This is a genomic window from Amycolatopsis sp. cg5 (assembly GCF_041346955.1).
Taxonomy (GTDB): Bacteria; Actinomycetota; Actinomycetes; order Mycobacteriales; family Pseudonocardiaceae; genus Amycolatopsis.
This window is the reverse complement of sequence record NZ_CP166849.1, coordinates 9,067,329-9,094,034: the sequence shown is the minus strand read 5'-3', so window position 1 is coordinate 9,094,034 and position 26,706 is coordinate 9,067,329. Positions and strand designations below refer to the sequence as shown.

Here is a 26,706-nt window from a genome sequence, read left to right as displayed (position 1 = left end):
GCATTCGGTAGTTGCTTGGGGTATTTGGTCTAGGAATCGAAGCCAAGACCGCAGCGGTCGAGCGTCCGCAGCCAGAGGTTGCGGCGGCCGCTGTTGGCGTCGGCCCGGTTGAGCGACCACCTGGTCAGCTGAATCCCGATCCAGCGGAACGGCTCCGGCGGCAGCGGCAACGGCTTCGAGTTCATCAGGTGCAGCCGCGAACGGTCGGTGTAGCGGCCGTAGAGCTGGTCGAGCAGCGCGCCCGCGGCGAAGCGTGTCGCGCCGACGCCGAGGCCGGTGAAGCCGAGCGCGTAGCCGAGCCGTCCGCCCATCGCGGTGCCGACGAAGGGGCAGAACCGGCTGCAGGTGTCGATCACCCCGCCCCACCTGTGCGTGAACTTCACGCCCGCGAGCTGCGGGAACGTCTCGAAGAAGTGGTCGGTGAGCACGGCGTAGGTGTCCGGCCGCAGAGTGAGTTCGCTGCGAACCGGGCCGCCGTAGTAGTAGATCGCGTCGTAACCGCCCCAGAGGATGCGGTTGTCCTCGGTGAGGCGGTAGTAGTGGAACTGGTTGGCCGAGTCGCCGACGCCTTGTCTCGCCTTCCAGCCGATGCTGTCGAGCTGCGCCTGCGTGAGCGGCTCGGTGACGAGCACGTAGTCGTACACGGGCACGATGTAGTTCTTGAGTCGCTTGAGAAGCGGCGGAAACCCGTTCGTGGCAAGGATTCCGCGAGCCGCGTGCACCTTGCCGTACGGCGTGCGGACCTCGATGCCGTTGCGGGCCTCGTCGAGTTCCAGCGCCTTGGTCCACTCGTAGATGCGGACGCCGAGGCTCAGGCACGCCTCGCGCAGGCCCCAGGCGAGGCGCGCGGGATCGAGCATCGCGACACTGCGCGGCATGTACAGCGAGCCGAGGTAGGTCGGGGAGTTGACCTGTGCGCGGGTCTCGGCGGCGTCGAGCAGCTCGACGTCGTGGCCGAGCGCCTCGGCGAGCATGGCCGAGCGGGCGAGTTCGTCGAGCTGCCACGGCTCGGTCGCGACGTCCAGCTCGCCGGACCGCTGGAAATCGCAGTCGATGCCGTACTGTTTGACGGCCGCTTCGATTTCGTCGAGATTGGCAAGCCCTTGCTTTTCCAGCTCGGGCATTTCCTTTTCGAAACGGTCGATTCCGTTGAGGATTCCGTGCGTGAGACTGGACGCGCAGAAGCCGCCGTTACGGCCGGACGCGGCCGAGCCGCAGGTGTCGGCTTCGATCAGCACGACGTCGAGCGACGGATCGTTTTCCTTGGCCTGCAACGCCGCCCAGAGCCCGGTGTAGCCGCCGCCGATGATGACGAGATCCGTCGTGGTGTCCGAGGTCAGCGCGGAACAAGGCTCCGGCGCCGTTTGGTTGTCGAACCAGAATGGGTGCGGTGCGGCGTCTTTCAACGCGTCCAAATGCGGGGTGGTGGTGATATTCGAAGTGCGGATATGACGGCGCGACGGCAGAAAGCTGGTCATGATGAATTCCTTGGGTGAGGGTGTGGGAAGGGGGACTTCCGACCCTTAACCGCCGAGCTGGCGACCGCCGCCGCAGCGCGCGAACCAGCGCACGCCGAGCCCACCTGGTGCGCAATCGCGACATCCCAAGCCGGTCACGGCGATCCACCTCCATGGATATTCGCGCCCTCAGGCTATCACATGTCGCCCGATCAGGCTCATGATTCAGTTGTGAACAGCCGGTTTGGCTACGATTTTCGCGTAGTTGCGCTGCTGGGACACCGAAAAGGTCCAATGTGGCGGGCCACCCCACGCTTGTCCGGCAACTCGCTACGCTGCGGCGAACTCTTTTCGCGTAGGGAGGGCCAGCATGGCCGAGGAACGGGACGGCGAACCGCGCACCCCACGTGGTCTCGACGAGACCGACCGCACGCTGATCTCACTACTCCAGCGTGACGGCCGGGCCTCGTTCACCGCGTTGGCCAAGGCCGTCGGCCTCTCGGAGGGCGCGGTCCGCCAACGCGTCCAGCGCCTGCTGCGCGACGGCACGATGCAGATCGTCGCCGTCACCGACCCGCTCGACGTCGACCTCGCCCGCCAGGCCATGGTCGGCATCAAGGTCAGCGGCGACCTCCACGCCGTCGCCGAGCGCCTCTCCGCACTCGCCGACGTCCACTACGTCGTGCTCTGCGCCGGCGGCTTCGACATCCTGATCGAGGTCATCTGCCGCGACGACGACCACCTGCTCCAGGTGCTCAACGACGACATCCGCGGCATCGACGGCATCGTCAGCACCGAGACCTTCGTCTATCTCAAGCTCGCCAAGCAGACCTACGCCTGGGGCGCCCTGACCCGCTGACCCCCCTCCCACCTGGGCTTTCTCGGGTTGTCCACAGTCTCGCCTGCCTGTGGACAACCCTGGCTCGCGCCGGGTTCCGTGGGTGGGGGCCGGTAGACTGGTGCAGGGCGGAGCCCCCAGGGACGGGCGGGGGGTAGTTATTGAGGGGAAGCGCAAAGGTGGCATGTTCGGCGGCTCGGCGTGGGGGTCGTGAGTGGTACGGCCGGTTCTAACCGGCGAAAACACTCACGACCCCTTCTCGGCTGCCCCGTCCGCGGCAGGGTCGTGGTCCCGCTTGGGTGAGGGCCTAGTTCGCTCGGATCCGTGGGGTGGGGGCCTAGTTCGACCGTATATACGGGTGAGGGCCTCCCTCACCCGTACGGCTCGGGTGAGGGAGGCCCTCACCCGAACCCAGCGTGAATGAAGGCTCCCCCCATACCTGGGCCAAGTGCCCGGGTGAGTGCGGCTTGCGTCGTTCAACGCCGCGAACCGCACTCACCCACCTCGAACGCCCCCTGCAACCGGTCAAGCGGGTTGCCTCCGCGGGGTTTGAGGCGTCCAACGACGCATTTCGCACACAGCCGCCCCGGCCGCGGCCAAGCACACCAGACACGCCACCTTTGACCTTCCGCTCAATGACTAGGCGAGGCCCAATGTGGCGTCTTGCGCTCCGACATGGTGAGGGTCGTATCTCGCTCCCCGTGCTGCGGCCGTGTGGGCGCGGCTGAACCACACAAAGGCCACCTTTGTAACGCTGAGCGTGACATGGGCCCCTTCGTCACGTCCAAGGCTCCACCAAAACCGCGCGAATAGGGCATAGCGGACCACATTTCACGCCTCGCGTCCTTTGTGGACACGAAATCGGGTGTAGTTCACGTCATCCCTGGGCGAGGGCCGCGTTCACCAGGCCCAGCGGCCCGGCACCATGTCGTGGCGCGGCTCCAGTCCGCGCAGCGTCGCGGGCAGCGGACCCGTGTGCACGACGCCCAGCCGCTGCGTCGCCCGCGTGAGCGCGACGTACAGGTCCGAAGCCGACCCGATCTGCGCGGGCTCCACCACGATCACCGAGTCGAACTCGAGCCCCTTCGACTCGCGCGGCGTCATCGTCGGCAGCCCGACGTCCACGCCGGCCGGCGCGATCACCGCCACCGACCCTGAGGTTTCCCGTACCGCCCGCGCGACGGCCGCGCCCAAATCCGAGACCTGCCGAGCCCACGGCCGAATCCCCTTGGCGCGCACGGAACGTGGCGGACGAGCCGCCGGGTCGACCTCGGCGAGCACCTCGGCGGCGACCGCCATGATCTCGGCGGGGGTGCGGTAGTTCGTCGTCAGCGCGCGGTACTCCCACCGGTCGTGGACGTGTGGCGCGAGCATGTCGCCCCAGTCGCGCGCGCCGGCCGGTGACTCGCGCTGGGCCAGGTCGCCGACGATCGTGAAGGACCGGCGCGGGCACCGCCGCATCAGCATCCGCCAGTCCATTTCGGACAGTTCCTGCGCCTCGTCGACGACGACGTGTCCGTACGTCCAGTCCCGGTCCGAGGCCGCCCGCTCGGCGAGCGCGCGAGTGTCGCGTTCGCCGTGGCGCTCGGCCAGTTCCGAAGCGGTGAGGACGTCTTCGGCGCGCAGGGTCTCGCCGTCGTCGTCCTCCATGTTCAGGATTTCCAGCACTCCCTCGGCGAACTCACGCTCGTCGACGAGGTCACGCGTCGTGTGCTGGCCGAGCAGCTCGGTCGCCTCGTCGAGCAGCGCCACGTCCGAAATGGTCCAGGCCTCGCCGTCGGCCCGGTACAACGCGTCGCGCAGGAACGGTGCGGCCACGTCGAGCCGCTCCGGCGAGGTGAACAGGTCCCTGAGCAGTTGGTACGGGGACAGCTGCGGCCACATCTGGTCGACGGCCCGTTCGAGCAGCCTGCCCGCGACCAGTTCGGCCGTGACGTCCTGGACGAGGTCGTTGCGCAGCCATTCATCGGGCAACAGCCAGTTTTCGCCGATCATGTCGACGGCACGCTCGACGAACGCCTCCTCCAGCCACGACCAGAAGTGGCTGCGGGCTTCGTTGTGCGGCAGGCCGGTCGCCCGCGCGCGGCGCAGCGCGGGCCGCACGAGTTCGGCGTCGACGGGCACCGTGACGTCGTCGAGTTCGACCATGATCGGCCGCTCCGGCAGCCGCTGCCGGTCCGCGATCGCCTCGCGCAGCACGTGGACCATCGCCGACGAACCCTTGATCTCCCTGGCCTCCGGGGTTTCCTCGGCGGTGGGTCGCAGGCCGGGGAACAGGTCGGCAGGCGTCGCGAAGACCACGTCCGTCTCGCCGAGCGACGGCAGCACCCGATCGATGTAGCCGAGGAACCGGGGGTTCGGCCCGATCACCAGCACGCCACTGCGCGCGAGCAGATTTCGCTTGGTGTACAGCAAATACGCGACGCGGTGCAGCGCGACCGCGGTCTTGCCGGTGCCGGGGCCGCCCTCGATCACGACGACCCCGGGATGCTCCAGCCGGATGATCTCGTCCTGCTCGGCCTGAATGGTCGCGACGATGTCTCGCATTACGCCGTCGCGTGGCGCGTCGAGCGCGGCGTGCAACGCGGTGCCGTCGACGTCCGTTTCCCCTTCGAGCAACTCGTCGGTGAATTCGACCAGCCGCCTGCCGATGGTGTGGAACTGCCGTCGCCTGCGCATCCCCTCCGGATTCGCCCCGGTCGCGCAATAGAACGGCCGCGCGGCAGGCGCACGCCAATCGAGCAGCAATGGCTCGTAGTCGTCTTCGAACAGTCCGATTCGCCCGATATATCGGCGCTCGCCGGTCCGCTCGTCCAGCCTGCCGAAGCACAGGCCGTCGTCCGCGCCCTTCAGCCGCCGCACCTCCTGCTCGGTGAACCTGACCGCGACATCGCGCTCCCACAGCGAAACGGCGTCGGTCGCCCGCCGGGCGGCCGCCTCCCTCGCCGCTTCCAGGTGCGCGTAGAGGAAGGACAAGTGTGCGCGCTCGGAACCCAATTCCTGCTCGTACCCCTGATTTGACAATTTCCCCTCACAGCTGCTATGTTAATAGAGCAATCGGCGGTGTTCTCCCCACGTGGAGACGCGCCGATTTTCTATTATGCGGGGCTTGTCAAGTTCTGTTCCCACTGTTTCAATGCGGCAACAAGTGTCGGGTTTTCTATTGCTTTTATCTGAAATTTGAGGTAATGTCGAAGTAGCTTGAGAAGTTCGCCGTGCGGCATCGTGTCCGGCGAACCCCCATGACGCAGGGCATTCGCCGCCCGGACCAGATCGTGCGCGGGCGCGTCGCGCAGGCTCAGGTAGTACTCCACCGCCGGATCGGTGAGCCCGAGTTCCCCGGTCGCGGCCGTGTACAGCAACCGCACCGGCATCAGCACCAGCTTCGTCAGCCGAACCGGCGGCAAACCTTGCTGCGCAAGGCAATCAGCGATCCCGGCCGGTGAACCCAGCAGCCGCAACGCGAACTCCGCGCCCTCCTCGACCAACTCGTCGCGCCCCGGCCGAGGCAGTGAGCCACGCACGTCCGAACCGGACAACAGTGCCCCATAGTCCGCCAAGTCGAGCCGATCGTGCGCCGGAAACCGCCCATCCGGCCGCCCCACCCGCAACGACTCCAGCGAACTCCAGAACACCGAAAGCCGCTCAGCCAAAGGAATCCCCGAAGCCTTGAGCTCATCCCTCACTCGTTCGACCGACGAATCCGGCTCACTCAGCACCAGCCCGAGATCGACATCGCTCACCGCCGGAGCGAACCCGCCATGCGCGAGGCTCCCAAGGGCGTACGCCGAAACGAGCCGGTCGCCGAGCGCGTCCCGATAAGCGGTAACCGCGGTGGTCAAGACCACTCTGCCCACCTGATGAGCCTCCGTTGACACGCGAATCCCCTTTCGTCACCATTCCTCCGACTCGGCCAGGCTAGGTGACGCGAGCAAGGGGGAAGCGTGTACGACGTCATCGTCGTAGGTGCCCGCTGTGCCGGATCGATCACCGCGCTTCTGTTCGCCCGCAACGGATATCGCGTACTGCTGCTCGACCGCGCCCGCTTCCCGCGCGACACCCTGTCCACGCACTACCTGCACCAGCCCGCCATCGCGAAACTCCGCGACTGGGGCCTGCTCGACGCCATCACCGCCACCGGCTGCCCACCGCTCGACCAGGCCGTCTACCAGGTCGGCTCACTGCGGGTCGAGGGCTGCTCCGAGCCGGTCGACGGCATCGAGGCCGCGTACGCGCCCCGCCGCCACCTGCTCGACGAGATCCTCGTGCGCGCCGCCGTCGAAGCGGGCGCCGAGTTGCGCGAAGGCACCTCGGTCGAGGCACTGCTCACCGAAAACGACCGCGTGACCGGCGTCCGCTGCGGCGGCCACGACGAACGCGCCCAGCTCGTCGTCGGCGCCGACGGCATGCGCTCGACCGTAGCCGACCTGGTCAAAGCCCCACTGACCGTCGAAGATCCGACGCTGTCCTGCGTCTACTACGCCTACTGGCTCGACCTGCCGGCCAAGTTCGAGGTCTACGAGGCCGAGGGCAGCGCGGCGGGCACCATCCCGACCAACGACGGCGCCACCCTCGTCGCGACCTACTTCCCGCAGGCCGACTTCGACCGGGTCCGCGCCGACGCCGAAACCGCCTACCTCGAGAACATCCGCCGCACCTCGCCCGAGCTGTTCGAGCGTGTCTCGGCGGGGCGTCGTGTCGAACGCCTGCGCGGCACCGGCGACCAGCGCAACTACTTCCGCCAAGCCGCGGGCCCAGGCTGGGTGCTGGTCGGCGACGCGGGGCACCACAAGGACTCCATCACCGCCCGCGGCATCAGTGACGCCTTCACCCAGGCCGAGCTGCTGGTCACCGCGATCGGTGAAGACCTGTACGACGACGGCGAGACCCGCCGCGCGCTGGAGTGGTTCGGCAAGCAGCGTGACCGGCTGCTCGCCGAGATCTATCAGACGACATTGGTGACGGCTCGGCTGAGCGTCGACCACGAGCGCGTCGAACTGCTGCGTGAGCTGACCGCCACCCCGGCAGGCGCGCGCCGCTACTTCTCCACCGTGGCCGGCGTCTGCTCGGTCAATGAGCTCTACGCCTTGGAGCGGGCCTCATGAAGATCCACGATCTGGTCACCGCGGCACCTCCCGACGCGATCGCGCTCCGCCAGGGCGAAGAGGCGATCACCTATCGCGAACTACTGGCCGAAGCCGACGAAATCGCGGGCCGACTACCCGTGCGGGCGAGCGACGTGGTCGCCGTCAGCCTGCCCGCTTCGCCGCGCCTCATCGCCACTCTGCTCGCGATCCTTTCGCTGGACGCCGTCTACACCGTCATCCCGCCGGACTGGCCGTCCGCCCGCGCGGGCCAGGTACTCGACCAGACCAGGGCGCGCGTCCACATCGCCGCCGAAACGGTGCTGCGCGAGGTCGACGCCGAGCCCGTCGACGGCTGTTGCGTCTTCTTCACCTCGGGCAGCACCGGCCGCCCCAAAGCCGTCCTCGCGACCCACGCGGGCGTCCTGCGCGTCGCGTTCGACCCGCTTTTGGCGTTCAGCGCACGGACTTCCATGCTCCAGGCGGCCGCCACGGCCTGGGACATCTTCGCGATGGAGGTCTGGGCGCCGCTCGTGCACGGCGGCACGGTCGTGCTCGGCACCGGCTCCCAGTTCGACCTCTCCTGGGTCCGCGACGGCATCGCCCGCGGCGTCAACACGGTGTTCCTGACCGCGTCACTGTTCAACCTCGTCGCCGAGGACGACCTCGACGGCCTCGCCGGGCTCGAAGTCCTGATGTCCGGCGGCGAACGCGCCTCGGTCAAGCACTGGGCCATCGTCGCCGAACGCCACCCCGGCATCCGGCTCCTGCACGGCTACGGCCCGGCCGAAGCCACGATCGCCACGACGTTCGGCCGCGTCAGGCATCCGGTGCCCGCCGAGCTGCCGATTGGCCGTCCCATCGCGGAGACCGAGATCTTCGTGCTGGACAAGGCTTTGCGTCCCGTCGAGCGAGGCATGCCCGGCGAGATCGCCATCGGCGGATCCGGCCTCGCGGTCGGCTACCTCTACGACGACGCCGAGACCGCGCGAAGATTCCGCGAGCTGCGACAGGGCCGCGTCTACCTGACCGGCGATATCGCCACTGAGAATCCCGACGGCAGCTACACCTTCGTCGGCCGACGCGACCGCCAGCTCAAGATTTCGGGCGTTCGCGTCGAACCGAGCGAGATCGAACGCGTCATCGGCGACCTGCCCGGCGTCGGCAGCGTGGCCGTCATCCCCGCCGACGGTGGCCTCGCTGCCTTCTACACCACGGTTTCCGCCGACGCACCCGACGAAACCACCGCACGCCAAGCGGTCGCGGACGCGTTGCCGTCGCCTTTCGTGCCAGGCAGGGTCTTCCGCCTCGCCGAACTGCCGGTGACGGAGACCGGCAAGCTCGACCACACCCGCCTGGCGGCCATCCTCGCCGAGGGCGTCCCCACGCCGTCACACTCGCCCGACTCAGGCCTGGTCGCCGAGATTCTCCGCTGGCTGGCGGAAACCGCCCACCTGCCGGCCGACGCCGACACCGACATCTTCGCGGCGGGCGCCACCTCGGTCACGGCGATCCGCCTTGCCCACGCCCTCACCCAGTCCACGGGCCGCGCGATACCGGCACCCACGATCTTCCGCCACCGCACACCCGCCGCCATCGCCAACGCCCTCACCGGACCGGGATAAAGCCCGCTTTACTCCCGGGGATAAAGCGGGCTTTATCTCGCGGAGTAAAGCCCGCTTTATCCCAGCATGAAGTCGCGGTCGCGCAGGGGCCTGCCGACGACGCGGACGTCGCCGACCCAGCCGTAGAAGCTCTGCTCGACCACGCGGTTGTAGGCGTACGCGCCGAGCACCCAGCTGCTGCCGGGGCTCGCGAGGCCGATCGCCGGGGTCTTCGGGTTGCGGACGACCGGGCAGCCGTCGACGAACAGGGTCGTCCGCCAGCCGTCGTTGACGATGGCCACGTGCCACCACCGGTCGACGGCCAGCTCGTGCCCCCAGTTGGTCGAAATCCCTTGCTGGTTCATCGGGAACACCGCCCACTGGAAGGCCGCACCGTCCGAAAGGGACAGTGTCGCCGCCGGCTCGCTCGGGTCGTCGCCGGTCTTGCCCGCGTCCCCGCCGCTGCCGAGCCGCCCGAACAGGCCCGCCCACGCGTGCTGACCGTTCTTGAAGTCGGCGGGCATCTTCACGAACGCCTCGATGGTGTACCCGCGCAGGAACATCTCCCGGTTGAGCGGCGCCGAGTCGACCGTCTTCAGGTACGCGCCCTTGTTCTTCCCGCCGTCGAACCGCAGGCTCGCCCGGGAAGGCTGGCGACCCCAGAACTCCTTCGAGAACGTCAACGTCTTCGCGTCGCTGCCCGGCATGATCACGCGCGTCAAGTCGTTGCCACGCCCCGAAAGGTCACGCACCGACTCGGCGGCAGCCCCGTCCGCGCCCTCGAAGCGCCAGTACGCGAGCGTTCCAGGGATCAGCATCTGCCTGGCAGGACGTGCCGGCGGCACCGGCGGCGGCGCGAACCCGGCGAACCGCTTGTCGAAGTCGATCTCCATGCTGAAGTAGTCGGCCGCGCCCGTGCGCTCGACCTCCTGCTTCTCCATCTCGTTCAGGCGCGACTTGTCCGCCAGCCACGGCGAGAACGTGCGAACGTCGATCACGCCGCGGTCCAGATCGAACTCGTACAGCCGGATCATCGCGCTGCCGCCGTAGTAGCGGTCCTGGTAGTTGGTGATGTGCGCGTGCACGTCATGACCGAAGTTGTTGCGCAGCACCGTGCGTCCCGGCGGCCAGAAATGCCCGTTCAGCGTCAGGAAGATCTGGTCGTTGCCCGCGACCAGCTGTTCCCAGACCTGCTTGCCGAAGTCGGACAACTGAGCCTCGCCCGTGTCGGCGGAGACGAACTCGTGGATGGTCAGGATCGCCGGGGTGTGCGGGTGCTTCGCGAGCACGTCACGCGCCCACGCGAGGCCGCCGGACGACGGCCGCCAGTCCATCGCCAGCAGCAGCCACTCGCGCCCGCCCGCGCGGAACACGTGGTAGCTGTTGTATCCGTCCTTTGTGGACCCGCGATAGGTCGGCGAGTCACGGAACCGCTGCGGCCCGAACGCGTCGAGATACGGGGTTCGGCCACGCTGGTCGTCGGTGGACGACTTGATGTCGTGGTTGCCCGCCAGCACGCTGTACGGGAACCGCCGCCGGTCCAGCGCCTGGAACGAACGGCTGATCCGCTCCATCTCGCCCGGCTGCCCGTTCTCGGTGAGATCGCCGAGGTGGGCGAGGAAGACAACGTTGTCGTCGTCCAGCACGTACCGCAGGGTCGCGTCCAGCGGCGCCGGGTCGCAGCGATCACCGTCGAACAGATACTGGGTGTCCGGGAGCACGGCGACGCTGAAGCGCCTGCTGTCGGGATCCGGCCGGTGGTGGCCGGTGGTCGCGGCGGCGGGCGAGCCGAGCACGGTGGACACGGCGGCGCCCGCGCCGAGCAGCCCGGCGCCACGCAGGAACGTCCGGCGATTCGAGTCAGTCACGGGCGCAAACTACGCGGCGTGAGGCAACGGCGGTGGAACGCCGAGTGAACTTCAGCGGCGGAGCACCTTGGTGGGGAACACGAACCACGTGCCCGCGAACAACGCCGTGACCAGCACCATCACCACGGCCATCGCGACCGGGCCGTAGACCACCTTCGCGATCAAGCCCACAGTCACCGTCAACGCGGCCGCGAGGGAACCGAGTCCAGCGATGACCAGACGATTACCATGGGTGACGATCTCCTCGCGTCGTCCCGTCCGAAACAACAGGCGGTGCCACGCCGCGGGCGCGGTCAGCAGCACGGTCGACGTCACCGCGAGCAGCACCGCCACGAGATGCGTGGCCTTCTCGAACCCGCTCGCCTCGCGGAACTGCGACGTGAAGACCACCGAAAGCAGGAAGCCGAACAGGATCTGCACCCCGGCCTGCGCCACCCGCAGCTCTTGGAGCAGGTCGGTGACGTTGCGCGAGAGTCGCCCGTCGCTGGATTCTTCGGTCATATCGCGGGCTCCAAGACCATCGGCTTGCCACCGACCTTCTCATGCCAACCCAGTGCCGTCACGGCGACGACCACGATCGTCAGCCCGATCCACTGCGTCGCGACCAGCCGCGCGTCCAAAAAGGACACCCCGAGCACGGCGGCGGTCACCGGGAACGCCAGCTCGGCGAGCGTGGCGCGTGACGCCGGCGTCGAGCGCAACCCCGCGTAGTAGAGGCTGAGCGCCAGCAGGCCCGGCACGAGAGCGAGCAGCCCGAGCCCCAGCGCGTTGTCCCAGCCGACGGCGAAGGCCGCGCCCTGCGTCGCGACGATGACCGCCGCGACCGGAAGCCCGACGGTGAACCGAAGCACGGTGACATCCCGTGCTTCGAGCTCAGCCGAGACCAGCCGTCCGAGCACGGTGCCGGCCGCCCACAGCGCCGCGGCCCCGATGGCGAGCAGCGCTGCCTTGGCTGCCGCGACCTGAATGTGCAGCGGATCGCGAAAAGCGAGCAGCCACGCGCCGATCAGCGCCGGCACGGCGAACAACGCGTAGCCGGGACGAATTCGTTCACCCAGCACGAAGAACGCCGCGACGACCGCGAAAACCGGTTGCAGTTTCTGCAGCACCAACGGGGTGATCGGGTCGCCGAGCTTGAACGCGGCGGTGAACATCGCCGTCGCCAACGCAGACGATCCACCGCCGATCACAAGCACGGCGAGCCATTCCTTCGGGCCGCATTTCCGCAACGCGCGCACCGCACGCGGAATGAATGGGCTGAGCACCAGAACGACTAGAACGTGTTCCCAGAAAACCACGGTCGCGGCAGGAAGTTTCTCGGCGAGAGGAAGCCGCAACAAGCCATCTGTGCCCCAGAGAGCTGCGGCGATGGCCACCAGCCAGGTGCGATCCTTGGTCATCTCAGCAGCCTACGACCTACGAATTGACACATTCGGGTGAGGACCATGGCCATGGCATTGCTTGAGTGACTAGAGAGGCACTATGCGTATTGTCCCCACGGCCCTTTCTGTCCTTCTCGCTTCGGCGCTCGTGCTCACCGGCGCGGGTACCGCTTCCGCCGCTGAGGCCCGCGTCGTCAAGGCGCACGGCACATTCGAGGCCTACCACCCGGACGCCAACGCCATCACCTACAAGCCCGAATTCGTCCCGGCGGGCTCGCGCGCGCACGTCTTCGCGCTCACCGGGAACCGCATCGGCACCACGACCGTGCTCGCCGTCAGCGGCCTGCTGCCGAACCGCGAATACGGCGCCCACGTCCACTCGAACGCCTGCGGAGCGACCGGCGACGCGGCAGGCCCGCACTTCCAGAACCGCCCCGACCCGGTGAAGCCGTCCGTCGACCCGGCGTATGCCAACCCCCGCAACGAGATCTGGCTCGACTTCACCACGAGCAGGCTCGGCGTCGCCGTCTCTTCGTCCCATGTGGACTGGGGTTTCACCGACCGTCATCCCGGCTCGGTCGTCATCCACGAGATGCACACGCACACCGACCCCGGCCATGCTGGAACGGCCGGGGCCAGGCTGGCCTGCATCAGCGTCGGGTTTTAGGGCTCGTGCGCGTTGCGGGCGGTTAGAACCGCCCGCAACGCGCACGACCTCATTTAGCGTGAGGCGACCATGCGTGCGTAGCGGGTGCCCGCGGCCAGCAGGATCAGGCCGGCGCAGAGGAACGCGCCGACGCGCGCCATTCCGTCCAGCGCACCCAGGTCGAACAACACCAGCTTGAGCACGGCGGCGCCGACCAGCACCAGCCCGATCACCCGCAGCACGACCGAGTCGATCCCGCGCATCAGCAGCACCAGCGCGGCCACCGTCCACGACACGGTGATCACCGCGTGCCCGACGGTGAACCCGGTCCGGTCCGGCATCACCAGCAGCGCCAGGTTCAGCACCACGCCCGCCGCGCCGGTCAGCACGCCGAGCCCGGCGAACACCCACGGCACCACGTTCTGCGACGGCGTCCGCAGCGCGCCGAGTTTGTAAGCCACCCAAGGCAACGCGCCCGAGATGACCATGATCAGCGCGGCCGTCAGCAGCGCACCGGCGAGTTCACCAGGCTGGCGCGTCCAGAACACGATCAGCGTGGTCAGCCGGAAGTCGCCGAACATCGCCACGATCGCGCCGATCAGCCCGAACCCGAACGACCCCCACAGCGCGACTTTGCTCTTCCCACGCCAAGCCACCAGCGCCAGCACGACGCCTTCACCGAGCAGGATCGTCGCCCTCGCGGTGCCGTCGAACTGAGTGGAGGTCGCCTGCAACGCGGCCACCATCCCGGCGATCCCGGCGACATCGCCCGCGAACCCGGTCCACACCCGCCGCGTCGCCCAGATCGCGAGCAGCACGACGGCGGTGGCACCGGCGACCGCGACCGCCTGCGCCTTCGGCAGGAACGCGGCCGCCGCCAGCGACGGCACCACCGAGCACGCGAGCAGCGTGAGCGCGGCGGCGTCGTTTTCCCGCTTCATGGCGACGAACAGCGCGAGCGCGATCCCGACCACGGTCGACCCGAGCGCGGCGGCGGTGTTCGCCGTGCTGCCGGGGTCACCGAGCAGCGTGGTGCTGAGCAGCGAGGCGAGCAGCGGCGGCACGCCGGCGCCGATGGCCAGCGCGGTCCAGTCGCGACGCAGCTGAACCGGGGCGGTGGCCAGCTGCAGCATCAACAGGAACGCGACCAGCTCCGGGTGAAAACCCTTGGTGAGCACCGGGGCGCACACCGCGCACCCGATCACGACGGCCGTCCCGAGCAACGCCGAGTTCCACCGCGCGGCCAGCAACAGCCCGCCGATGGCGACCACCAGCCCGACACCCAGTCCGGCCAGTCGCGGCAGGAACTCGTACAACGTCGTCGCCGCGATCGCGTCGAGGTACAGCACGGCGATCCCGGTGGCCGCCAGCGCGAACGCACCCGTCCGCCCGGCCGGGTTCCGGTGCAGCCAAACCCCCGTCCCGATCATGCCGAGCCCGAACGCCCCGCCGACCAGAACCCGCGGCATCGGCCCGAGCCACCCCCGCTGAATCGCCAGCACCAGCAACAACACGACGCCGAGCAGCGTCACCGCGCCACCGACCCAAGCCAGCACCCGGCTGCCCGCGCCTTCCTTGCCCAGCTTCTCGACGAGCGACGGCCGCGGCACGGCGGGCGGCGGCAGGTATTGCATCGACGCCAACGGCGGATGTGCGGGCTGCCACTGCTGTTGCTGCGGCGGCACCTGGTAGCTGGGCGGCGGCATCATCGGCGGCCCGTACGCGGGCATGGCCGGGTAGCCGTAAGGCATCGGCTGCGGGGCTTGCGGCTGCGGTTCCGGGGCCTGTTCTACCTGGTCAGACTGTACGGTCCGAAGTTCGGCGCCGACCAACGAGAGCCGGCGCCCAAGGTCGTCGATCTCCCCGGCGAGCCTGAGGAGTGTCTCTCGATCAGTAGGCATGCGCACAGCATGAGGCGTCCACTACCCGGTCGGATCCGTAGCACTACTCAATCCAAGGTTGCGATTTGAGTAGTTCAGCCGGCCAGCGAGATCCTGATCATGCCATGGTCAGCGTCGGAATAGAGCGTCTCGATCGTCACCGCGTCGTTCATCGTGGCAGTGCCGTTGATGGTCCCGCCGAAGCCACCATCCAGCTGAAAGTAGATCCCGTCGGTGCCCGTGCTCACCACCGCGATGAACTCGGTCTTCGGCGTCGACTTCACCTGCTTGCCGAACCGGATCACGTCCCCGGCCTTCACCTCGACCTCGCAGGCCCCATCCGAACAAGCCTTGAGGTTCCGCCCGTCGGCCACAGCGGGCGGCGCGGTCGGCTTCGGGCTGCTGGACGACGTCGTGACGCTCGTGCTGGGCGCCGGCGTGCTGCTGCTCGACGCGGACGCTTGGGGAGGCTCGACTTTGGCGGGTTCAGCGTCTTGCCCGCACCCGGCCGACAACGCGACCGAGGCGAGCGCGGCGGCGGCGTTCCATTTCAGTGAGCCCATGCGCCGGATCGTCTCGTGGAATGCCCGGGACCGGTCCCGTCACAAGCTCGGCAACGACTCGTCGTCACCGGGCACTCGTTGTTCGGACAACCAGAAGAGGTAGCCGCGCAGATCGGCTTCCAGCTCGGTGTCCTGGTAGCGCAGGAAGTCCCGAAGCCCTTGCGCGGCCTCGATTTCGTCCTCGTTCTTGCTCTGTGCCCACTCGGTCGCGACCCTGGCGGTCCATTCTCGCAACTTGGCCCGTTCACCCCACCAGTCCCGGACACTTTCGGTCGTCCAGTGCTCGTCGCCGTCCATCGCGTAGCCGCTGAACGGATCCGCCCAGGCGGCCTGGAGGAGGCGGTATGTCTGGTCCTTCGAACGTGGTTGCCGGTAGACGAACTCCTCGCCGTAGCCGTCGTTGTAGCAGACGTTGTCGGGCGCGAAAAGCCTTCCACACCAACAGCTGTCGGTCATCGCTGCGTACAGGGGACCGGGCACGTTCCGCCAGTTGCGTTCCTCCCACTTGCCGTGGAGATACTCACTCGGCTCGGGCAACGTGCCTGGGATACCGGGGAGCGCGAGCCCCGTCGACTCCTGGATTGCCGGAACCGGGTCCCAGTACCTGCCCATCCGTGAATCCTTCCGCAGCCATGGCCCACCCTCCGCGTACTGCGAGGTTATTGAGCGGAAACGCAAAGGCGGCGTGGGGGTCGTGAGTGGTACGGCCGGTTCTAACCGGCGAAAACACTCACGACCCCTTCTTTGGCCGCCTCGTGCGTGTCAGGGGCGTGGTCTGGCGTGGGTGAGGGCCTACTTCGCTCGGATCCGTGGGGTGGGGGCCTAGTTCGACCGTATATACGGGTGAAGGAGGCCCTCACCCACTCGGCTCGGGTGAGGGAGGCCCTCGCTCACGCCGAGCGTGGATGAAGGCTCCCCTCATACCTGGGCCTAGCGCCTGGGCGAGTGCGGTTCGCCTTGCGAGAACGAAGCCCTGCCTGCCCGCTTCGGAAGCCATGATGGGTGGATGCCCCAGATCGAGGTGGTACTCGGCGACATCACCCGTCAGCAGGTCGACTGCGTGGTGACCGCCGCGAACGAATCACTGCTCGGCGGCGGAGGAGTGGACGGCGCCATCCACCGCGCGGCGGGCCCGAGCCTCGCCGAAGCCGGTGGCGCGCTCGGCCCCTGCGAGCCCGGCGACGCGATCGCGACCCCGGCCTTCGGCCTGAACCCACCGGTCAAGCACGTGATCCACACGGTCGGCCCGCTCTGGGAAGGCGGCACATTCGGCGAAGCCGGCCTGCTCGCCTCCTGCTACCGCCGAAGCCTCGCACTCGCCGACGAACTCGGCGTCCGCACCATCGCGTTCCCCGCGATAGCCACTGGTGTCTATGGATTTCCGGCCGACCAGGCCGCGCGGATCGCGGTCGACACCCTCCGCTCGACCCCGACCGCGGTCAAGCTTATTCGTTTGGTCGCGTACGACGAGTCAGCCCAAGATCTGCTGTGGACGGCACTGAACGGAGTGATCCATGGCGGAGGTCGCATGGCCGGGTAGGCGCGGCTCTCGAAGTGTTCGTGGAGTTGAAGAGGCTGGCCATGGCTACCTGACGCGCGGCGAACTGTTCGGCGGATTCCGGTAGTCCGACACCTGCTTCGGCAAGCTTGGCTCGCATCTTGGCCGCGTCTTCGGGGTCCGGCTCACCGAACCGCGCCACGTATTCGACGGCAGCGGCTCGGGCTTCGGCGAGGGCATGTTCGGGGGATGCCAAGTCCGGTGACGACAAGCTGGTTTTCTCGGTGGCCATGGTCACCATCTTCGTGGCGGCCGAGTCATGACCAGAGAGTCCGGTGGCATAGTCCACACGATCGAGCGTATCTATCTAGATGGGCTTTATGTTGACAGTAAAGTCCCCTAGATGGCCTGCCTTCCCTTGGGGTGGTTGCAATGAAGACTTATCAGGCGACAGCGCGTCGTGAAGGCAAGTGGTGGGTTGTCGAGGTCGATGGCGTCGGCGTCACTCAGGGGCGTTCGACCGCGGAGGCTCACCGGATGGCCGTCGACCTGGTGGAGATCATGGAGGAGATCCCGCACGACGAGATCGAGGTGCGGATCGAGTTCGAGATTCCGGGCGCGCTCGGAGACGAGGTCAAGTCGGCCAGGCAGGCGACCCGTGAGGCCGACCTCGCGCAGCGAAAGGCTGCGGATCAGACTCGCCTGGCAGTTGGGCGACTGCTCGGCAGCGGCCTTTCCAAGCAGGACGCCGCCCGCATTCTTCGCGTTTCCCCACAGCGGATCAGCCAGCTGGTCAAGCCGCGTTCGGCCTGAGTCAGCCGAGTGGGACGAGCGCGCCTTGCGGCCTGGACGTGAACTGGGCGGCCAGCCGTAGCGGCGCCGAGTGCGGCGGCAGGATCATCGACGCGAACGGCGTCGACGTCGCGCCGGCTCCGTAGTTCGTCAGCAGGTGCACGCTGACGTGCACGTTCCGGTCGGCCGGGATCTCGAACGTCACGCTGCCCCAGGTCACCACGTACTGACGGCCGTCGATGCTCGCGTAAGGCGCGTAGTAGTTCACCGCGTTGCTGGTGAAGGGCGGGATCTCGAGGGTGAGCAGCCGTCGGGGGCCTTCGTGGTGGTCGACGTAGGGGATCACGCCGGGCACTGTGGCGAGCTCGGTCATCGGCGGAGCCTAGCGACCCAGGTGCGGGTGGCGAGGGTCACCAGCGACAATGGAAGGCGTGACCCAGACCCTGAGCAAGCCCGCGCTGAAGATCGGCCAGTACGACGTCGATCCGCCAGTCGTGCTCGCACCCATGGCGGGCATCACGAACGTCGCGTTCCGGCAGCTGTGCGCCGAGTACGGGGCCGGCATCTACGTCTGCGAGATGATCACCGCCCGCGCGGTGGTCGAACGGCATCCCGGCACCATGCACATGATGACCTTCGGGGAGCACGAGAAGCCCAGGTCGATGCAGCTTTACGGGGTTGACCCGAAGACCATGCGCGAGGCCGTGAAGATCATCACCGGCGAAGGTCTGGCCGACCACATCGACTCCAACTTCGGGTGCCCGGTCGCCAAGGTGACGCGGAAGGGCGGCGGGGCGGCGCTGCCGTTCAAGCGGAAGCTGTTCGCGGACATCGTGCGGGAGTCGGCGAAGGCCGCGGCCGAGGCCGGGGTGCCGTTCACCGTGAAGTTCCGGGTCGGGATCGACGACGAGCATCTGACGTTCCTCGATGCCGGGCGGATCGCCGAGGCCGAGGGGGCCGCCGCGGTCAGCCTGCACGCGCGGACCGCCGCTCAGCGGTACTCGGGGCAGGCGGACTGGTCGAAGATCGCCGAGCTGAAGCAGGCCGTGACCAGCATTCCGGTGCTGGGGAACGGGGACATCTTCTGCGCCGACGACGCGCTGCGGATGATGGCCGAGACCGGGTGCGACGGGGTTGTGGTCGGACGTGGGTGTCTTGGCAGGCCCTGGCTGTTCGGGGAGCTGGAGGCGGCGTTCGCCGGGCGGCCGATTCCGCAGGGGCCGAATCTCGGTGAGGTCGCGCGGGTGCTGCGGCGGCATGCCGAACTGCTGGTCGAGCATGACGGGGACACGAAGGCGCTGCGGGACCTGCGCAAGCACATGGCCTGGTACTTCATGAACTTCCCGGTCGGGTCCGAGCTGCGCCGCGGGTTCGCGATGGTGTCCAGCATGGCCGAGCTCGATGACCTGATCGCCAAGCTCGACCACGACGCTCCCTTCCCCGAGAACGCCGATGGGCCGCGGGGACGGCAGGGGTCGCCGGGCAAGGTCACCTTGCCGCACGGCTGGCTCGACGACCCGGATGACGACTGCGTTCCGGAGACCGAGGACATGCACTCGGGCGGATAACTACTGGCGGATCCGGGTAGTCCTACTCAAGCGGACTGGCATCTACTGCTGCCACGCTCGTTAGCTGGACGAGGAGGACACCGTGGAGCAGTCGGAAACCCAGCGGAAGGCACCTGGCAAAGCGGTCGGCGTACTGGTCGGTCTCGCCGCGTTCGCGATCCCCATCCTGATCCAGGTCGCCGGTGTCGACCCGGCCGGTGTGGTCGGGACGTCGATCTTCGAGTTGCTCGCCGTGGTCGGGCTCGGCGTGCTCGCGGTCGGGATCGGGCTGATGGGGCTGACACTGCAGTGGAAGCGGTTCGGGGCGGGCCTCGCCTGGGCGGGGGTGCTGGGGCTGGTGGCCTTGGCCGCGTCCGTCGCCGTGCTCGCCTACGCGCTGTCACATTTGACCTTTTAAGCCACCCTGAAAGTGGTGGCCGCGGCCGCGTCTTTGTAGTTCAGTAGAAGCGGTGAGCATCGAAGAAGAGCGGATCGTCTTCTGCACCGAGGACGGCACCCCGACCGGGGAGACCGGGCCGAAACTGGCCAGCCATCACGAGCACACTCGGCTGCACCTGGCGTTCTCGTGTTACGTCTTCCGCCGCGCCGACGGCAAGTTCCTGATCACCCAGCGGGCGGCCTCGAAGAAGGTATGGCCCAGTGTGTGGACCAACAGTGTGTGCGGGCACCCGGCGCCCGGCGAGGCGCTCGAAGACGCCGTGCGGCGCCGTGCCGACTACGAACTCGGGATGCCCCGGCTGGACGAGCTCACCTGTGTGCTGCCGAAATACGTCTATCGGACGCCGGTTTTCGACGGGGTGATCGAGCACGAGTTCTGTCCCGTGTTCACGGCAGTGGTCGATGAGGATCCGAAGCCGAATGCGGAAGAAGTCGACGATTTCCGGTGGCTCACCTGGGATGACTACGTGAAGTTACTGGATCAACCAGATGCAAATGTGAGTTACTGGGCGAAAGACCAGTTTCCGCTGCTCAAGAGCTTGCCGCAGTTTTCCGGGCGGAAATAGCGAACCGCCGAATGTGACAACGAGCGACGAATGTCGTCCACTTGAGCGATATTCGCGTTCTACCGTACCGATATCTCAAGAGTCGCCTCCTTTACGTCGACATGAATTGCGTGACGGAGGTGACAGTCGTGCCGGACCACGAGACCGCGCTCGCGACGGGCGCGGCCGGGACCGACCTGCTCGCACTCCATGAGTCCATCGCCGGGATGCTCGCCAACCAGGGCGACTGGCGCCGCGCCTACGAGCATCTCCGCTCGGCGCTCGACCTGGCGCACGCCGGCAGCCTGCGCGACTCGCTGACCTCCAGTTACAACCGCCGCTACCTCGATCAGCACCTGCACGGCCTGCTCCGCGAACGCCAGGGCGGGATCGCCGTCGCGCTGATCGACCTCGACCTGTTCAAGCGGGTCAACGACACCTACGGGCACCTGGTCGGCGACCGGGTGCTCCGGCGCGTCGCCGGGCTCCTGCAGGAGGGACTGCCGCCCGGCGCGTTCTGCGCGCGGTACGGCGGCGAGGAGTTCGCGCTGGTCATGCCGGACATCGACGCGCGGACCGCGGTGCGGGTCGCCGAGGCGGCGCGGGCACGGGTGGCCGACCACCAGTGGTCGAAGCTGCAGCCGGGGCTCACCGTCACCATCAGCGTCGGGCTGGCCCACGAAAACGGACCCGGTCAGGGGCGCGCGCTCGAAGCTGAACGGCAGCTGGTGCGCGCGGACACGCTCCTTTACGCCGCGAAACGGGCCGGGCGCAATATGGTCGCCTATCGGGACTGTGAGTCTGTCCACATCGTTAAACACCCTCAGTAACGAAAATTCCGACATTCAGCCTGCGGAACGCGACGATCTTCACCAGAACGTGGCGATCAGGATCAGGTGACGTACTGACGGTGAAAAAATTAGGGCCAGGGTGTCGTCAGGAACAACAGGTATCCGTACGATAACGAAAGGCCCGTACTGCTGAGTAAGGCTCAGCGGCCTCACTCACGACCGCTACGAGAGGAGACCGAGTGCCCGACGAGCGCAACGAAGGCACCGGTCAACGCTCTGGCGGGAACCCTCCGAGACGCCCGCGCGCCGACCGGCGGCGGTCGATGGAGGCCTCCGGCGGGATCAGCGTCTCGGACATGGTCGCGCGGCACACGGGTGAACGCCCGGTGTTCGCCCCGCCCGCCCCCGAACCGCCGCGAGCGCCCCGGCGCGCCGCCGCCCCCGAGCCGCCCGCCCGGCAGCCGCGTCAGTCCGGCGCGCACCCGGTGCCGGGTGTCCGCGCGCCGCGTCAGCCGCGCCGGGTGCCGATCACCGGTGAACCGCCCGCACGCGCCGCCGAGCCGCCCATGGCCCAGCCGCCGCGGCGACGCCCGGAAGCGCCCGTGGCGAAGCCGCAGCGCCGTCCGGAGGCCGAAGCGACCCAGATCGCCAAGCCGGCGCCTGCCAAGCCGCAGGCGCGCACCGAGCCGGACGCCACCCAGGTCGCCCAGCCGGTGCGCAGGCCGCGACGGCCCGCCGCGCCGCGCCCGCCGGTCGAGACGCTGATGACCGACGAGCTCGACACCATCGACGAGCCGACCAGGCAGCGCCGCAAGATCGACCACACGCTCGCCCGCTTCTCGGCCGCGCACGACGAGATGGAGGCGGCGGAGAACCGCAAGCGGGAACGCCGCGAGCGGCTCGCCGCCCGGCCCGCCGCGCTGCTCGAGCAGACGCGCACGGCACTGCAGCGCGTCGTCGCGCCCTCCGCCGCCGAGCCGGCGGAGGAAAAAGCCGAAGAGAAGCCCGCGCAGACCCGGTTGCAGGAAAAGAAGGAACGCAAGATCGAACGGTCCGTCCTGATCGGCCGGATCGTGGCGATCGCGCTGGCCGCGATCGTGTTCGCGGGCACCGGCGTCGCCTGGGGTGCGAAGGTGTTCTTCGACAAGCAGTTCAAGTCGGTCTCCGCGCTCGACGAGAACTCCGCTGACATCCAGAACGCCGCCGGGCAGACCGGTGACGAGAACTTCCTCATGGTCGGCTCCGACTCGCGTGACGGCGCGGACGCCGAAGACGGCGTCGGCACCGCGAGCGGCACGCCCGGCGCGCGCTCCGACTCGGTGATGATCGCGCACATTCCGGCCGACCGGCAGCGGGTCGTGGTGATCTCCTTCCCGCGCGACCTCGAGATCTCGCGGCCGGAGTGCAACCGCTTCGACCCCGCGACTTCCCAGTACAGCGACGAAAAGTCGCCCGCGCAGAAGATCGCGAAGCTGAACACCGCGTACGCCGTCGGCGGCCCGCAGTGCGTCACCAAGGTGATCCAGCAGATCTCCGGCATGCGGATGACCCACTTCGTCGGCATCGACTTCAACGGCTTCAAGGACATGGTCGACGCGGTGCAGGGCGTCACCGTGCACACCGACATCCCGATCGACGACACCATGCTCGGCATGGTCATCCCGGAGGCGGGCGACCACCAGATCAGCGGCGACCAGGCGCTGAACTTCGTGCGCGTCCGGCACGTCAAGGGTGACGTCACTTCGGACTACGGCCGGATCAAGCGGCAGCAGGAGTTCATCGGCGCGCTGCTCAAGAAGGTCATGTCGAAGGACGTGATGCTCGACGCGGGCAAGCTGACCGGCTTCGTCACCGCGTTCGCGAAGGCCACGTTCGGTGACAACATCGGCGTCGACCAGATGCTCACCCTCGCGCAGTCCATGAAGGGCGTCGATCCGTCCAAGATCAACTTCATGACCGTGCCGACCACCGGCACCGCCAACGGCCGAGGCAACGAGGTTCTGCAGCAGGGCAAGGCCACCGCCGTGTTCAAGTCGCTCATCGAGAACGCGCCGCTGCCCGACCCGAGCAAGCCGGTCGAAGAAGCCGCGCCGCCGTCTACGCCCGCGAAGCCTGCCGGTGGCTCGAAGAAATCAGCTACCACGGGATAACCCCCTGTGACCTCGGCAAATTCGTTAAGCCGGGTTCACGTCCGGTTCACCCTGCGATGCGGCATTCGAGAATCACCGCACGTAAAGTGAGACCATGCGCGAGGCTTACCACGTCGAACTCGAACAGCTGGCCGTAAAGCTTGCTGCAATGTCACTTCAGGTCGCGGACGCCATGGAATTGGCGACCAAGGCGCTCCTGGAGACGGATCTCAGCCTGGCGGAGCAGGTCATCAGCGGCGACTCCAAGGTCGACGACGCACGGGCGGACTGCGAGGAGGCGGCGTACGCGCTGCTGGCCCTGCAGGCACCCGTCGCGACCGACCTGCGTACCGTGCTGGCCGCCATCCACGCCGCGGAGAGCCTGGAGCGGATGGGCGACCTGGCGCTGCACGTCGCCAAGGCCGCGCGCCGCCGTCACCCGGAGGCGGTGCTCCCCGCGGACGTCAAGCCGTACTTCGCCGAGATGGGCTCGGTCGCGGTCAAGCTGGCCAGGCAGGCCGAGACCGTCATCAAGACCAAGGACGTCGAAGCGGCCCGCACGCTCGAAGCCGACGACGACCAGGTCGACGACATCCACAAGCACCTGTTCACCGTGATCATGGACAAGAACTGGCCGCACGGCGTCGCCGCGGCCGTCGATGTCACGCTGCTGGGCCGGTTCTACGAGCGCTTCGCCGACCACGCCGTGTCGGTCGCGCGCCGCATGGTCTTCGTGGTCACCGGCCGCATGCCGGGCTACGGCTCCACCGAAGACCTGTAAGAACACCGCAGAACGCGATAAAGCGGGCTTTACTCCGGGGAGTAAAGCCCGCTTTATCGCGTTTGGAGACTCAGCCGAAGCGGCCCGAGATGTAGTCCTCGGTCGCCTTTTCGGTGGGGTTGGAGAAGATCTTCTCCGTGTCGTTCAGCTCGATCAGACGGCCGGGCTGGCCGACGCCCGCGAGGTTGAAGAACGCCGTCTGGTCGGAGACCCGGGCGGCCTGCTGCATGTTGTGAGTCACGATGACGATCGTGTACTCCTTCTTCAGCTCACCGATCAGGTCCTCGATCGCCAGCGTGGAGATCGGGTCCAGCGCGGAACACGGCTCGTCCATCAGCAGCACGTCCGGCTGCACCGCGATCGCGCGCGCGATGCACAGCCGCTGCTGCTGACCACCGGAGAGGCCGCCGCCCGGCTTGGTGAGCCGGTCCTTGACCTCGTTCCACAGGTTCGCGCCACGCAGCGCGCGCTCGGCGATCTCGTCGAGCCGCTTCTTGTTCTTGGTACCGGCCAGCTTCAGGCCGGCGACCACGTTGTCCTTGATGGACATCGTCGGGAACGGGTTGGGGCGCTGGAACACCATGCCGATCGTGCGGCGCACCTGCACGGGGTCCACAGTGGACGAATAGATGTCCTCGCCGTCGAGCAGCACCTCGCCATCGACCCGCGCGCCGGGGATGACCTCGTGCATGCGGTTGAGGGTGCGGAGCACGGTCGACTTGCCACAGCCGGACGGGCCGATGAACGCGGTGACGTTACGCGGCGGCACCGAGAGCGTGACGCTGTCCACGGCGTGGAACTTGCCGTAGTAGATGTCTACGTCTTTGACGTCGATTCGCTTGGCCATGACTCACTTCTTCTTCGGGGCGACGAGGCGGGAGATCAGCGTGGCGAGCAGGTTGATCACCGCGATGATGAGCACCAGGGTCAGTGCGGCGCCCCAGATGCGTTCGAAGCCGACGCTGCCGGGGGTCATCGTGTTGGTGACGCGCTCGTTGTTCATCACCAGCGGCAGTGAAGCCTGCTCACCGCTGAAGATGTTCCAGTTGACGTAGCTGGAGTAGCCGACGAGCACCAGCAGCGGCGCGGTCTCGCCCATCACCCGGGCGAGCGCCATCATGATGCCGCCGATGATGCCGGACAACGCCGTCGGCAGCACGATCTTCACGATCGTCTTCCACTTGGGAACGCCCAGCGCGTAGGACGCCTCGCGCAGGTCGTCGGGGACGATCCGGAGCATCTCCTCCGAGGACCGCACGACCACCGGGATCATCAGCAGCACCAGGGCCAGCGACACGGCGAAACCGCTGCGCGGCAAGCCGAACGTGGTGATCCACAGCGCGTAGATGAACAACGCGGCGACGATCGACGGGACACCGGAGAGGATGTCGACCATGAACGTGGTCGTCTTCGCGAGCTTGCCACGGCCGTACTCGACCAGGTAGATCGCGACGAACAGGCCGAGCGGCACGGCGATGACCGCGCACACCAGGCCTTGCAGCAGGGTGCCGATGACCGCGTGCAGCACGCCGCCGCCGACCTCGTCGGACAGCACGTTCCCGAAGTCCTCGCTCCACCAGTTGGAGAACGGGATCCGGGTGATGCCGTTGACGACCACCGTGAACAGCACCCACACCAGCGGGACCACGGCGATCAGGAACGACAGCCACACGAGCACGGTCGCGACAGTGTTCTTCGACTTGCGGGCCAGGCTGACTTGCTGGAACGCGGGCGTCGTGGCCGGCGCTTCGAGTGAAGTCGTCATCTCAGTCCACCTTCTTGGCGATGATGGACCTGGCCGCGAAGTTGACCAGGAAGGTCAACAGGAACAGCACCAGGCCCGCCGCGATGTACGCGCCGGCCGACGTCACGTTGTTGAACTCGCTGTAGTTCGCGGCGATCTTGGACGCGAAGGTCGCGCCGCCGTCGAACACGCTCCAGGTGAAGTCACGGCCGACCGGGATCAGCAGGATGACCGCCAGCGCGATCGTCTCGCCGAGCGCGCGGCCGAGACCGAGCATCGAAGCGCCGATGTAACCGGCCTTGCCGAACGGCAGGACCGTGGTCCTGATGACCTCCCAGCGGGTGGCGCCCAGCGCCAGCGCGCCCTCGATGTGCGGGGTCGGCGTGCGCTCGAACACCTCCCTGGTCAGCGAGGAGATGATCGGCAGCAGCATCACGGCGAGCACGACGCCCGCGGTGAAGATCGTGCCGCGCAGGCTCGGCGCCACGTTGCCGGGCGCGAAGACCGGGATCCACGAGAAGGTCTCGTTGATCCACTGCGAGAACGGCTCGATCGCGGGCGCCAGCACGAGGATGCCCCACAGGCCGAAGATGATCGACGGCACCGCGGCGAGCAGGTCGATGACGTAGGCGAACGCCCTGGCCAGGCGCTTGGGCGCGTACTGGGTCAGGAACAGCGCGATGCCCAGCGAGACCGGCATCGCGATGATCAGCGCGACCAGCGAGGTGGCGACGGTGACCTGGAGCAGGTCCAGGATGCCGAACGACATGTTGTTCGGGTCACCGGTCGACCAGGCGGAGGAGAACAGGAAGTTCGCGTTGTCGGCCTTGAGCGCCGGGATCGCCTGCACCAGCAGGAACAGCCCGATCAGGCCGATCAGGGCGACGACGAAGACGCCGGCGCCGGTGGTCAGGTTCTTGAAGATGCGGTCGCCGGGGCGCTGCTTCACCGCGGCCTTGGACCCCGGTTTCGGTGCCGAGGCCGGTGCTTGCTCCGAAATCGGGGCCTCCGGGGGGATGCGAGAGGACGGCGAACGCCCACCGGGGTCCCCGGTGGGCGTCCGCGTCGAAGTTGAGTCGGTCATCGACTTCTTCAGTC

Annotated in this window: 25 protein-coding genes; 12 read left to right on the top strand and 13 right to left on the bottom strand. The window is 67.8% G+C overall.

The window, feature by feature from the left end:
* Positions 1-29 precede the first annotated feature (29 nt).
* On the bottom strand, positions 30-1,478 hold the full coding sequence (locus AB5J62_RS41350; RefSeq protein ID WP_370945502.1) for an NAD(P)/FAD-dependent oxidoreductase: 1,449 nt from the start codon (positions 1,476-1,478) through the stop codon (positions 30-32).
* 349 nt (positions 1,479-1,827) lie between these two features.
* Here AB5J62_RS41350 and AB5J62_RS41345 point away from each other — a divergent pair, with 349 nt between their 5' ends.
* Positions 1,828-2,316 carry an Lrp/AsnC family transcriptional regulator gene (locus AB5J62_RS41345; RefSeq protein ID WP_370945501.1) on the top strand — a complete coding sequence of 163 codons (489 nt, stop codon included), beginning with the start codon at positions 1,828-1,830 and terminating at the stop codon, positions 2,314-2,316.
* Between the two features lie 879 nt (positions 2,317-3,195).
* Here the strand turns inward: AB5J62_RS41345 and AB5J62_RS41340 are convergent.
* Both AB5J62_RS41340 and AB5J62_RS41335 read right to left on the bottom strand, forming a co-directional pair.
* Positions 3,196-5,319 carry a helicase gene (locus tag AB5J62_RS41340; RefSeq protein WP_370945500.1) on the bottom strand — a complete coding sequence of 708 codons (2,124 nt, stop codon included), beginning with the start codon at positions 5,317-5,319 and terminating at the stop codon, positions 3,196-3,198.
* Positions 5,320-5,393: 74 nt separating this feature from the next.
* Positions 5,394-6,143, bottom strand: coding sequence for a hypothetical protein (locus tag AB5J62_RS41335; RefSeq protein ID WP_370945499.1), 750 nt, complete (start codon positions 6,141-6,143; stop codon positions 5,394-5,396).
* A 96-nt stretch (positions 6,144-6,239) separates the two neighbouring features.
* On the opposite strand from AB5J62_RS41335, the gene AB5J62_RS41330 reads away from it, so the two are divergent.
* Positions 6,240-7,400: an NAD(P)/FAD-dependent oxidoreductase gene (locus AB5J62_RS41330; protein WP_370945498.1), complete on the top strand. Its 1,161-nt coding sequence runs from the start codon at positions 6,240-6,242 to the stop codon at positions 7,398-7,400.
* Positions 7,397-9,004, top strand: coding sequence for a non-ribosomal peptide synthetase (locus AB5J62_RS41325; protein ID WP_370945497.1), 1,608 nt, complete (start codon positions 7,397-7,399; stop codon positions 9,002-9,004). The genes AB5J62_RS41330 and AB5J62_RS41325 overlap by 4 nt, the downstream gene beginning before the upstream one ends.
* Positions 9,005-9,060: 56 nt before the next feature.
* On the opposite strand, the gene AB5J62_RS41320 is transcribed toward AB5J62_RS41325, so the two are convergent.
* From AB5J62_RS41320 to AB5J62_RS41310, 3 genes are read right to left on the bottom strand one after another with little or no spacing between them, the layout of a single operon-like run.
* Positions 9,061-10,851: a LamG-like jellyroll fold domain-containing protein gene (locus AB5J62_RS41320; RefSeq protein ID WP_370945496.1), complete on the bottom strand. Its 1,791-nt coding sequence runs from the start codon at positions 10,849-10,851 to the stop codon at positions 9,061-9,063.
* 51 nt (positions 10,852-10,902) lie between these two features.
* A complete protein-coding gene (locus AB5J62_RS41315) occupies positions 10,903-11,352 on the bottom strand; it encodes a DUF6328 family protein (protein WP_370945495.1) in 450 nt (149 codons plus the stop codon).
* On the bottom strand, positions 11,349-12,251 hold the full coding sequence (locus tag AB5J62_RS41310) for a DMT family transporter (protein ID WP_370945494.1): 903 nt from the start codon (positions 12,249-12,251) through the stop codon (positions 11,349-11,351). The genes AB5J62_RS41315 and AB5J62_RS41310 overlap by 4 nt, the downstream gene beginning before the upstream one ends.
* Before the next feature lie 82 nt (positions 12,252-12,333).
* Between AB5J62_RS41310 and AB5J62_RS41305 the strand changes: the two genes are divergently transcribed.
* Positions 12,334-12,900, top strand: a complete 567-nt coding sequence (locus AB5J62_RS41305) for a superoxide dismutase (protein WP_370945493.1) — start codon at positions 12,334-12,336, stop codon at positions 12,898-12,900.
* A 53-nt stretch (positions 12,901-12,953) separates the two neighbouring features.
* On the opposite strand, the gene AB5J62_RS41300 is transcribed toward AB5J62_RS41305, so the two are convergent.
* From AB5J62_RS41300 to AB5J62_RS41290, 3 genes are all read right to left on the bottom strand, one after another.
* Positions 12,954-14,780 (bottom strand): DUF2339 domain-containing protein, encoded by a 1,827-nt coding sequence (locus AB5J62_RS41300; RefSeq protein ID WP_370945492.1) that lies wholly within the window; start codon positions 14,778-14,780, stop codon positions 12,954-12,956.
* A 74-nt stretch (positions 14,781-14,854) separates the two neighbouring features.
* Positions 14,855-15,322, bottom strand: coding sequence for a hypothetical protein (locus tag AB5J62_RS41295; RefSeq protein ID WP_370945491.1), 468 nt, complete (start codon positions 15,320-15,322; stop codon positions 14,855-14,857).
* A 39-nt stretch (positions 15,323-15,361) separates the two neighbouring features.
* Positions 15,362-15,934: a hypothetical protein gene (locus AB5J62_RS41290; RefSeq protein WP_370945490.1), complete on the bottom strand. Its 573-nt coding sequence runs from the start codon at positions 15,932-15,934 to the stop codon at positions 15,362-15,364.
* A 394-nt stretch (positions 15,935-16,328) separates the two neighbouring features.
* On the opposite strand from AB5J62_RS41290, the gene AB5J62_RS41285 reads away from it, so the two are divergent.
* Positions 16,329-16,862, top strand: coding sequence for an O-acetyl-ADP-ribose deacetylase (locus AB5J62_RS41285; protein ID WP_370945489.1), 534 nt, complete (start codon positions 16,329-16,331; stop codon positions 16,860-16,862).
* A gap of 390 nt (positions 16,863-17,252) precedes the next feature.
* Entirely contained in the window at positions 17,253-17,633 is a 381-nt protein-coding gene (locus tag AB5J62_RS41280) for a hypothetical protein (protein WP_370945488.1), read from the top strand.
* A 1-nt stretch (position 17,634) separates the two neighbouring features.
* Here AB5J62_RS41280 and AB5J62_RS41275 read toward each other — a convergent pair whose 3' ends face one another.
* On the bottom strand, positions 17,635-17,985 hold the full coding sequence (locus AB5J62_RS41275; RefSeq protein WP_370945487.1) for a hypothetical protein: 351 nt from the start codon (positions 17,983-17,985) through the stop codon (positions 17,635-17,637).
* 49 nt (positions 17,986-18,034) lie between these two features.
* Between AB5J62_RS41275 and dusB the strand changes: the two genes are divergently transcribed.
* The 6 genes from dusB to phoU all read left to right on the top strand — a co-directional run bounded on the left by dusB (position 18,035) and on the right by phoU (position 23,864).
* Positions 18,035-19,180 carry a tRNA dihydrouridine synthase DusB gene (gene dusB, locus AB5J62_RS41270; protein WP_370945486.1) on the top strand — a complete coding sequence of 382 codons (1,146 nt, stop codon included), beginning with the start codon at positions 18,035-18,037 and terminating at the stop codon, positions 19,178-19,180.
* 82 nt (positions 19,181-19,262) lie between these two features.
* Positions 19,263-19,577 carry a hypothetical protein gene (locus AB5J62_RS41265; RefSeq protein ID WP_370945485.1) on the top strand — a complete coding sequence of 105 codons (315 nt, stop codon included), beginning with the start codon at positions 19,263-19,265 and terminating at the stop codon, positions 19,575-19,577.
* Between the two features lie 52 nt (positions 19,578-19,629).
* Positions 19,630-20,184, top strand: a complete 555-nt coding sequence (gene idi / locus AB5J62_RS41260) for an isopentenyl-diphosphate Delta-isomerase (RefSeq protein ID WP_370945484.1) — start codon at positions 19,630-19,632, stop codon at positions 20,182-20,184.
* A gap of 110 nt (positions 20,185-20,294) precedes the next feature.
* Positions 20,295-20,993 carry a GGDEF domain-containing protein gene (locus tag AB5J62_RS41255; RefSeq protein WP_370945483.1) on the top strand — a complete coding sequence of 233 codons (699 nt, stop codon included), beginning with the start codon at positions 20,295-20,297 and terminating at the stop codon, positions 20,991-20,993.
* A gap of 725 nt (positions 20,994-21,718) precedes the next feature.
* Positions 21,719-23,104 (top strand): LCP family protein, encoded by a 1,386-nt coding sequence (locus AB5J62_RS41250; RefSeq protein WP_370950473.1) that lies wholly within the window; start codon positions 21,719-21,721, stop codon positions 23,102-23,104.
* A 94-nt stretch (positions 23,105-23,198) separates the two neighbouring features.
* Positions 23,199-23,864 carry a phosphate signaling complex protein PhoU gene (gene phoU, locus AB5J62_RS41245; RefSeq protein ID WP_370945482.1) on the top strand — a complete coding sequence of 222 codons (666 nt, stop codon included), beginning with the start codon at positions 23,199-23,201 and terminating at the stop codon, positions 23,862-23,864.
* A 70-nt stretch (positions 23,865-23,934) separates the two neighbouring features.
* Here the strand turns inward: phoU and pstB are convergent, their stop codons facing one another.
* Genes pstB through pstC form a run of 3 tightly spaced genes read right to left on the bottom strand, consistent with a single transcriptional unit; the run spans position 23,935 to position 26,692 of the window.
* A complete protein-coding gene (pstB, locus tag AB5J62_RS41240) occupies positions 23,935-24,711 on the bottom strand; it encodes a phosphate ABC transporter ATP-binding protein PstB (protein ID WP_370945481.1) in 777 nt (258 codons plus the stop codon).
* Between the two features lie 3 nt (positions 24,712-24,714).
* Positions 24,715-25,629: a phosphate ABC transporter permease PstA gene (pstA, locus tag AB5J62_RS41235; RefSeq protein ID WP_370945480.1), complete on the bottom strand. Its 915-nt coding sequence runs from the start codon at positions 25,627-25,629 to the stop codon at positions 24,715-24,717.
* 1 nt (position 25,630) lies between these two features.
* Positions 25,631-26,692, bottom strand: coding sequence for a phosphate ABC transporter permease subunit PstC (gene pstC / locus AB5J62_RS41230; protein ID WP_370945479.1), 1,062 nt, complete (start codon positions 26,690-26,692; stop codon positions 25,631-25,633).
* Positions 26,693-26,706: the final 14 nt, after the last annotated feature.

Bases quoted from the DNA above. Each gene is read 5' to 3' on its own strand.
- AB5J62_RS41315 (WP_370945495.1), bottom strand. From the start codon at position 11,352: ATGACCGAAGAATCCAGCGACGGGCGACTCTCGCGCAACGTCACCGAC.
- AB5J62_RS41350 (WP_370945502.1), bottom strand. From the start codon at position 1,478: ATGACCAGCTTTCTGCCGTCGCGCCGTCATATCCGCACTTCGAATATC.
- AB5J62_RS41285 (WP_370945489.1), top strand. From the start codon at position 16,329: ATGCCCCAGATCGAGGTGGTACTCGGCGACATCACCCGTCAGCAGGTC.
- AB5J62_RS41290 (WP_370945490.1), bottom strand. From the start codon at position 15,934: ATGGGCAGGTACTGGGACCCGGTTCCGGCAATCCAGGAGTCGACGGGG.
- pstB (WP_370945481.1), bottom strand. From the start codon at position 24,711: ATGGCCAAGCGAATCGACGTCAAAGACGTAGACATCTACTACGGCAAG.
- AB5J62_RS41275 (WP_370945487.1), bottom strand. From the start codon at position 17,985: ATGACCGAGCTCGCCACAGTGCCCGGCGTGATCCCCTACGTCGACCAC.
- AB5J62_RS41305 (WP_370945493.1), top strand. From the start codon at position 12,334: ATGCGTATTGTCCCCACGGCCCTTTCTGTCCTTCTCGCTTCGGCGCTC.
- pstC (WP_370945479.1), bottom strand. From the start codon at position 26,692: ATGACCGACTCAACTTCGACGCGGACGCCCACCGGGGACCCCGGTGGG.
- pstA (WP_370945480.1), bottom strand. From the start codon at position 25,629: ATGACGACTTCACTCGAAGCGCCGGCCACGACGCCCGCGTTCCAGCAA.
- phoU (WP_370945482.1), top strand. From the start codon at position 23,199: ATGCGCGAGGCTTACCACGTCGAACTCGAACAGCTGGCCGTAAAGCTT.
- dusB (WP_370945486.1), top strand. From the start codon at position 18,035: ATGGAAGGCGTGACCCAGACCCTGAGCAAGCCCGCGCTGAAGATCGGC.
- AB5J62_RS41325 (WP_370945497.1), top strand. From the start codon at position 7,397: ATGAAGATCCACGATCTGGTCACCGCGGCACCTCCCGACGCGATCGCG.
- AB5J62_RS41280 (WP_370945488.1), top strand. From the start codon at position 17,253: ATGAAGACTTATCAGGCGACAGCGCGTCGTGAAGGCAAGTGGTGGGTT.
- AB5J62_RS41300 (WP_370945492.1), bottom strand. From the start codon at position 14,780: ATGCCTACTGATCGAGAGACACTCCTCAGGCTCGCCGGGGAGATCGAC.
- AB5J62_RS41295 (WP_370945491.1), bottom strand. From the start codon at position 15,322: ATGGGCTCACTGAAATGGAACGCCGCCGCCGCGCTCGCCTCGGTCGCG.
- AB5J62_RS41250 (WP_370950473.1), top strand. From the start codon at position 21,719: ATGACCGACGAGCTCGACACCATCGACGAGCCGACCAGGCAGCGCCGC.
- AB5J62_RS41310 (WP_370945494.1), bottom strand. From the start codon at position 12,251: ATGACCAAGGATCGCACCTGGCTGGTGGCCATCGCCGCAGCTCTCTGG.
- AB5J62_RS41345 (WP_370945501.1), top strand. From the start codon at position 1,828: ATGGCCGAGGAACGGGACGGCGAACCGCGCACCCCACGTGGTCTCGAC.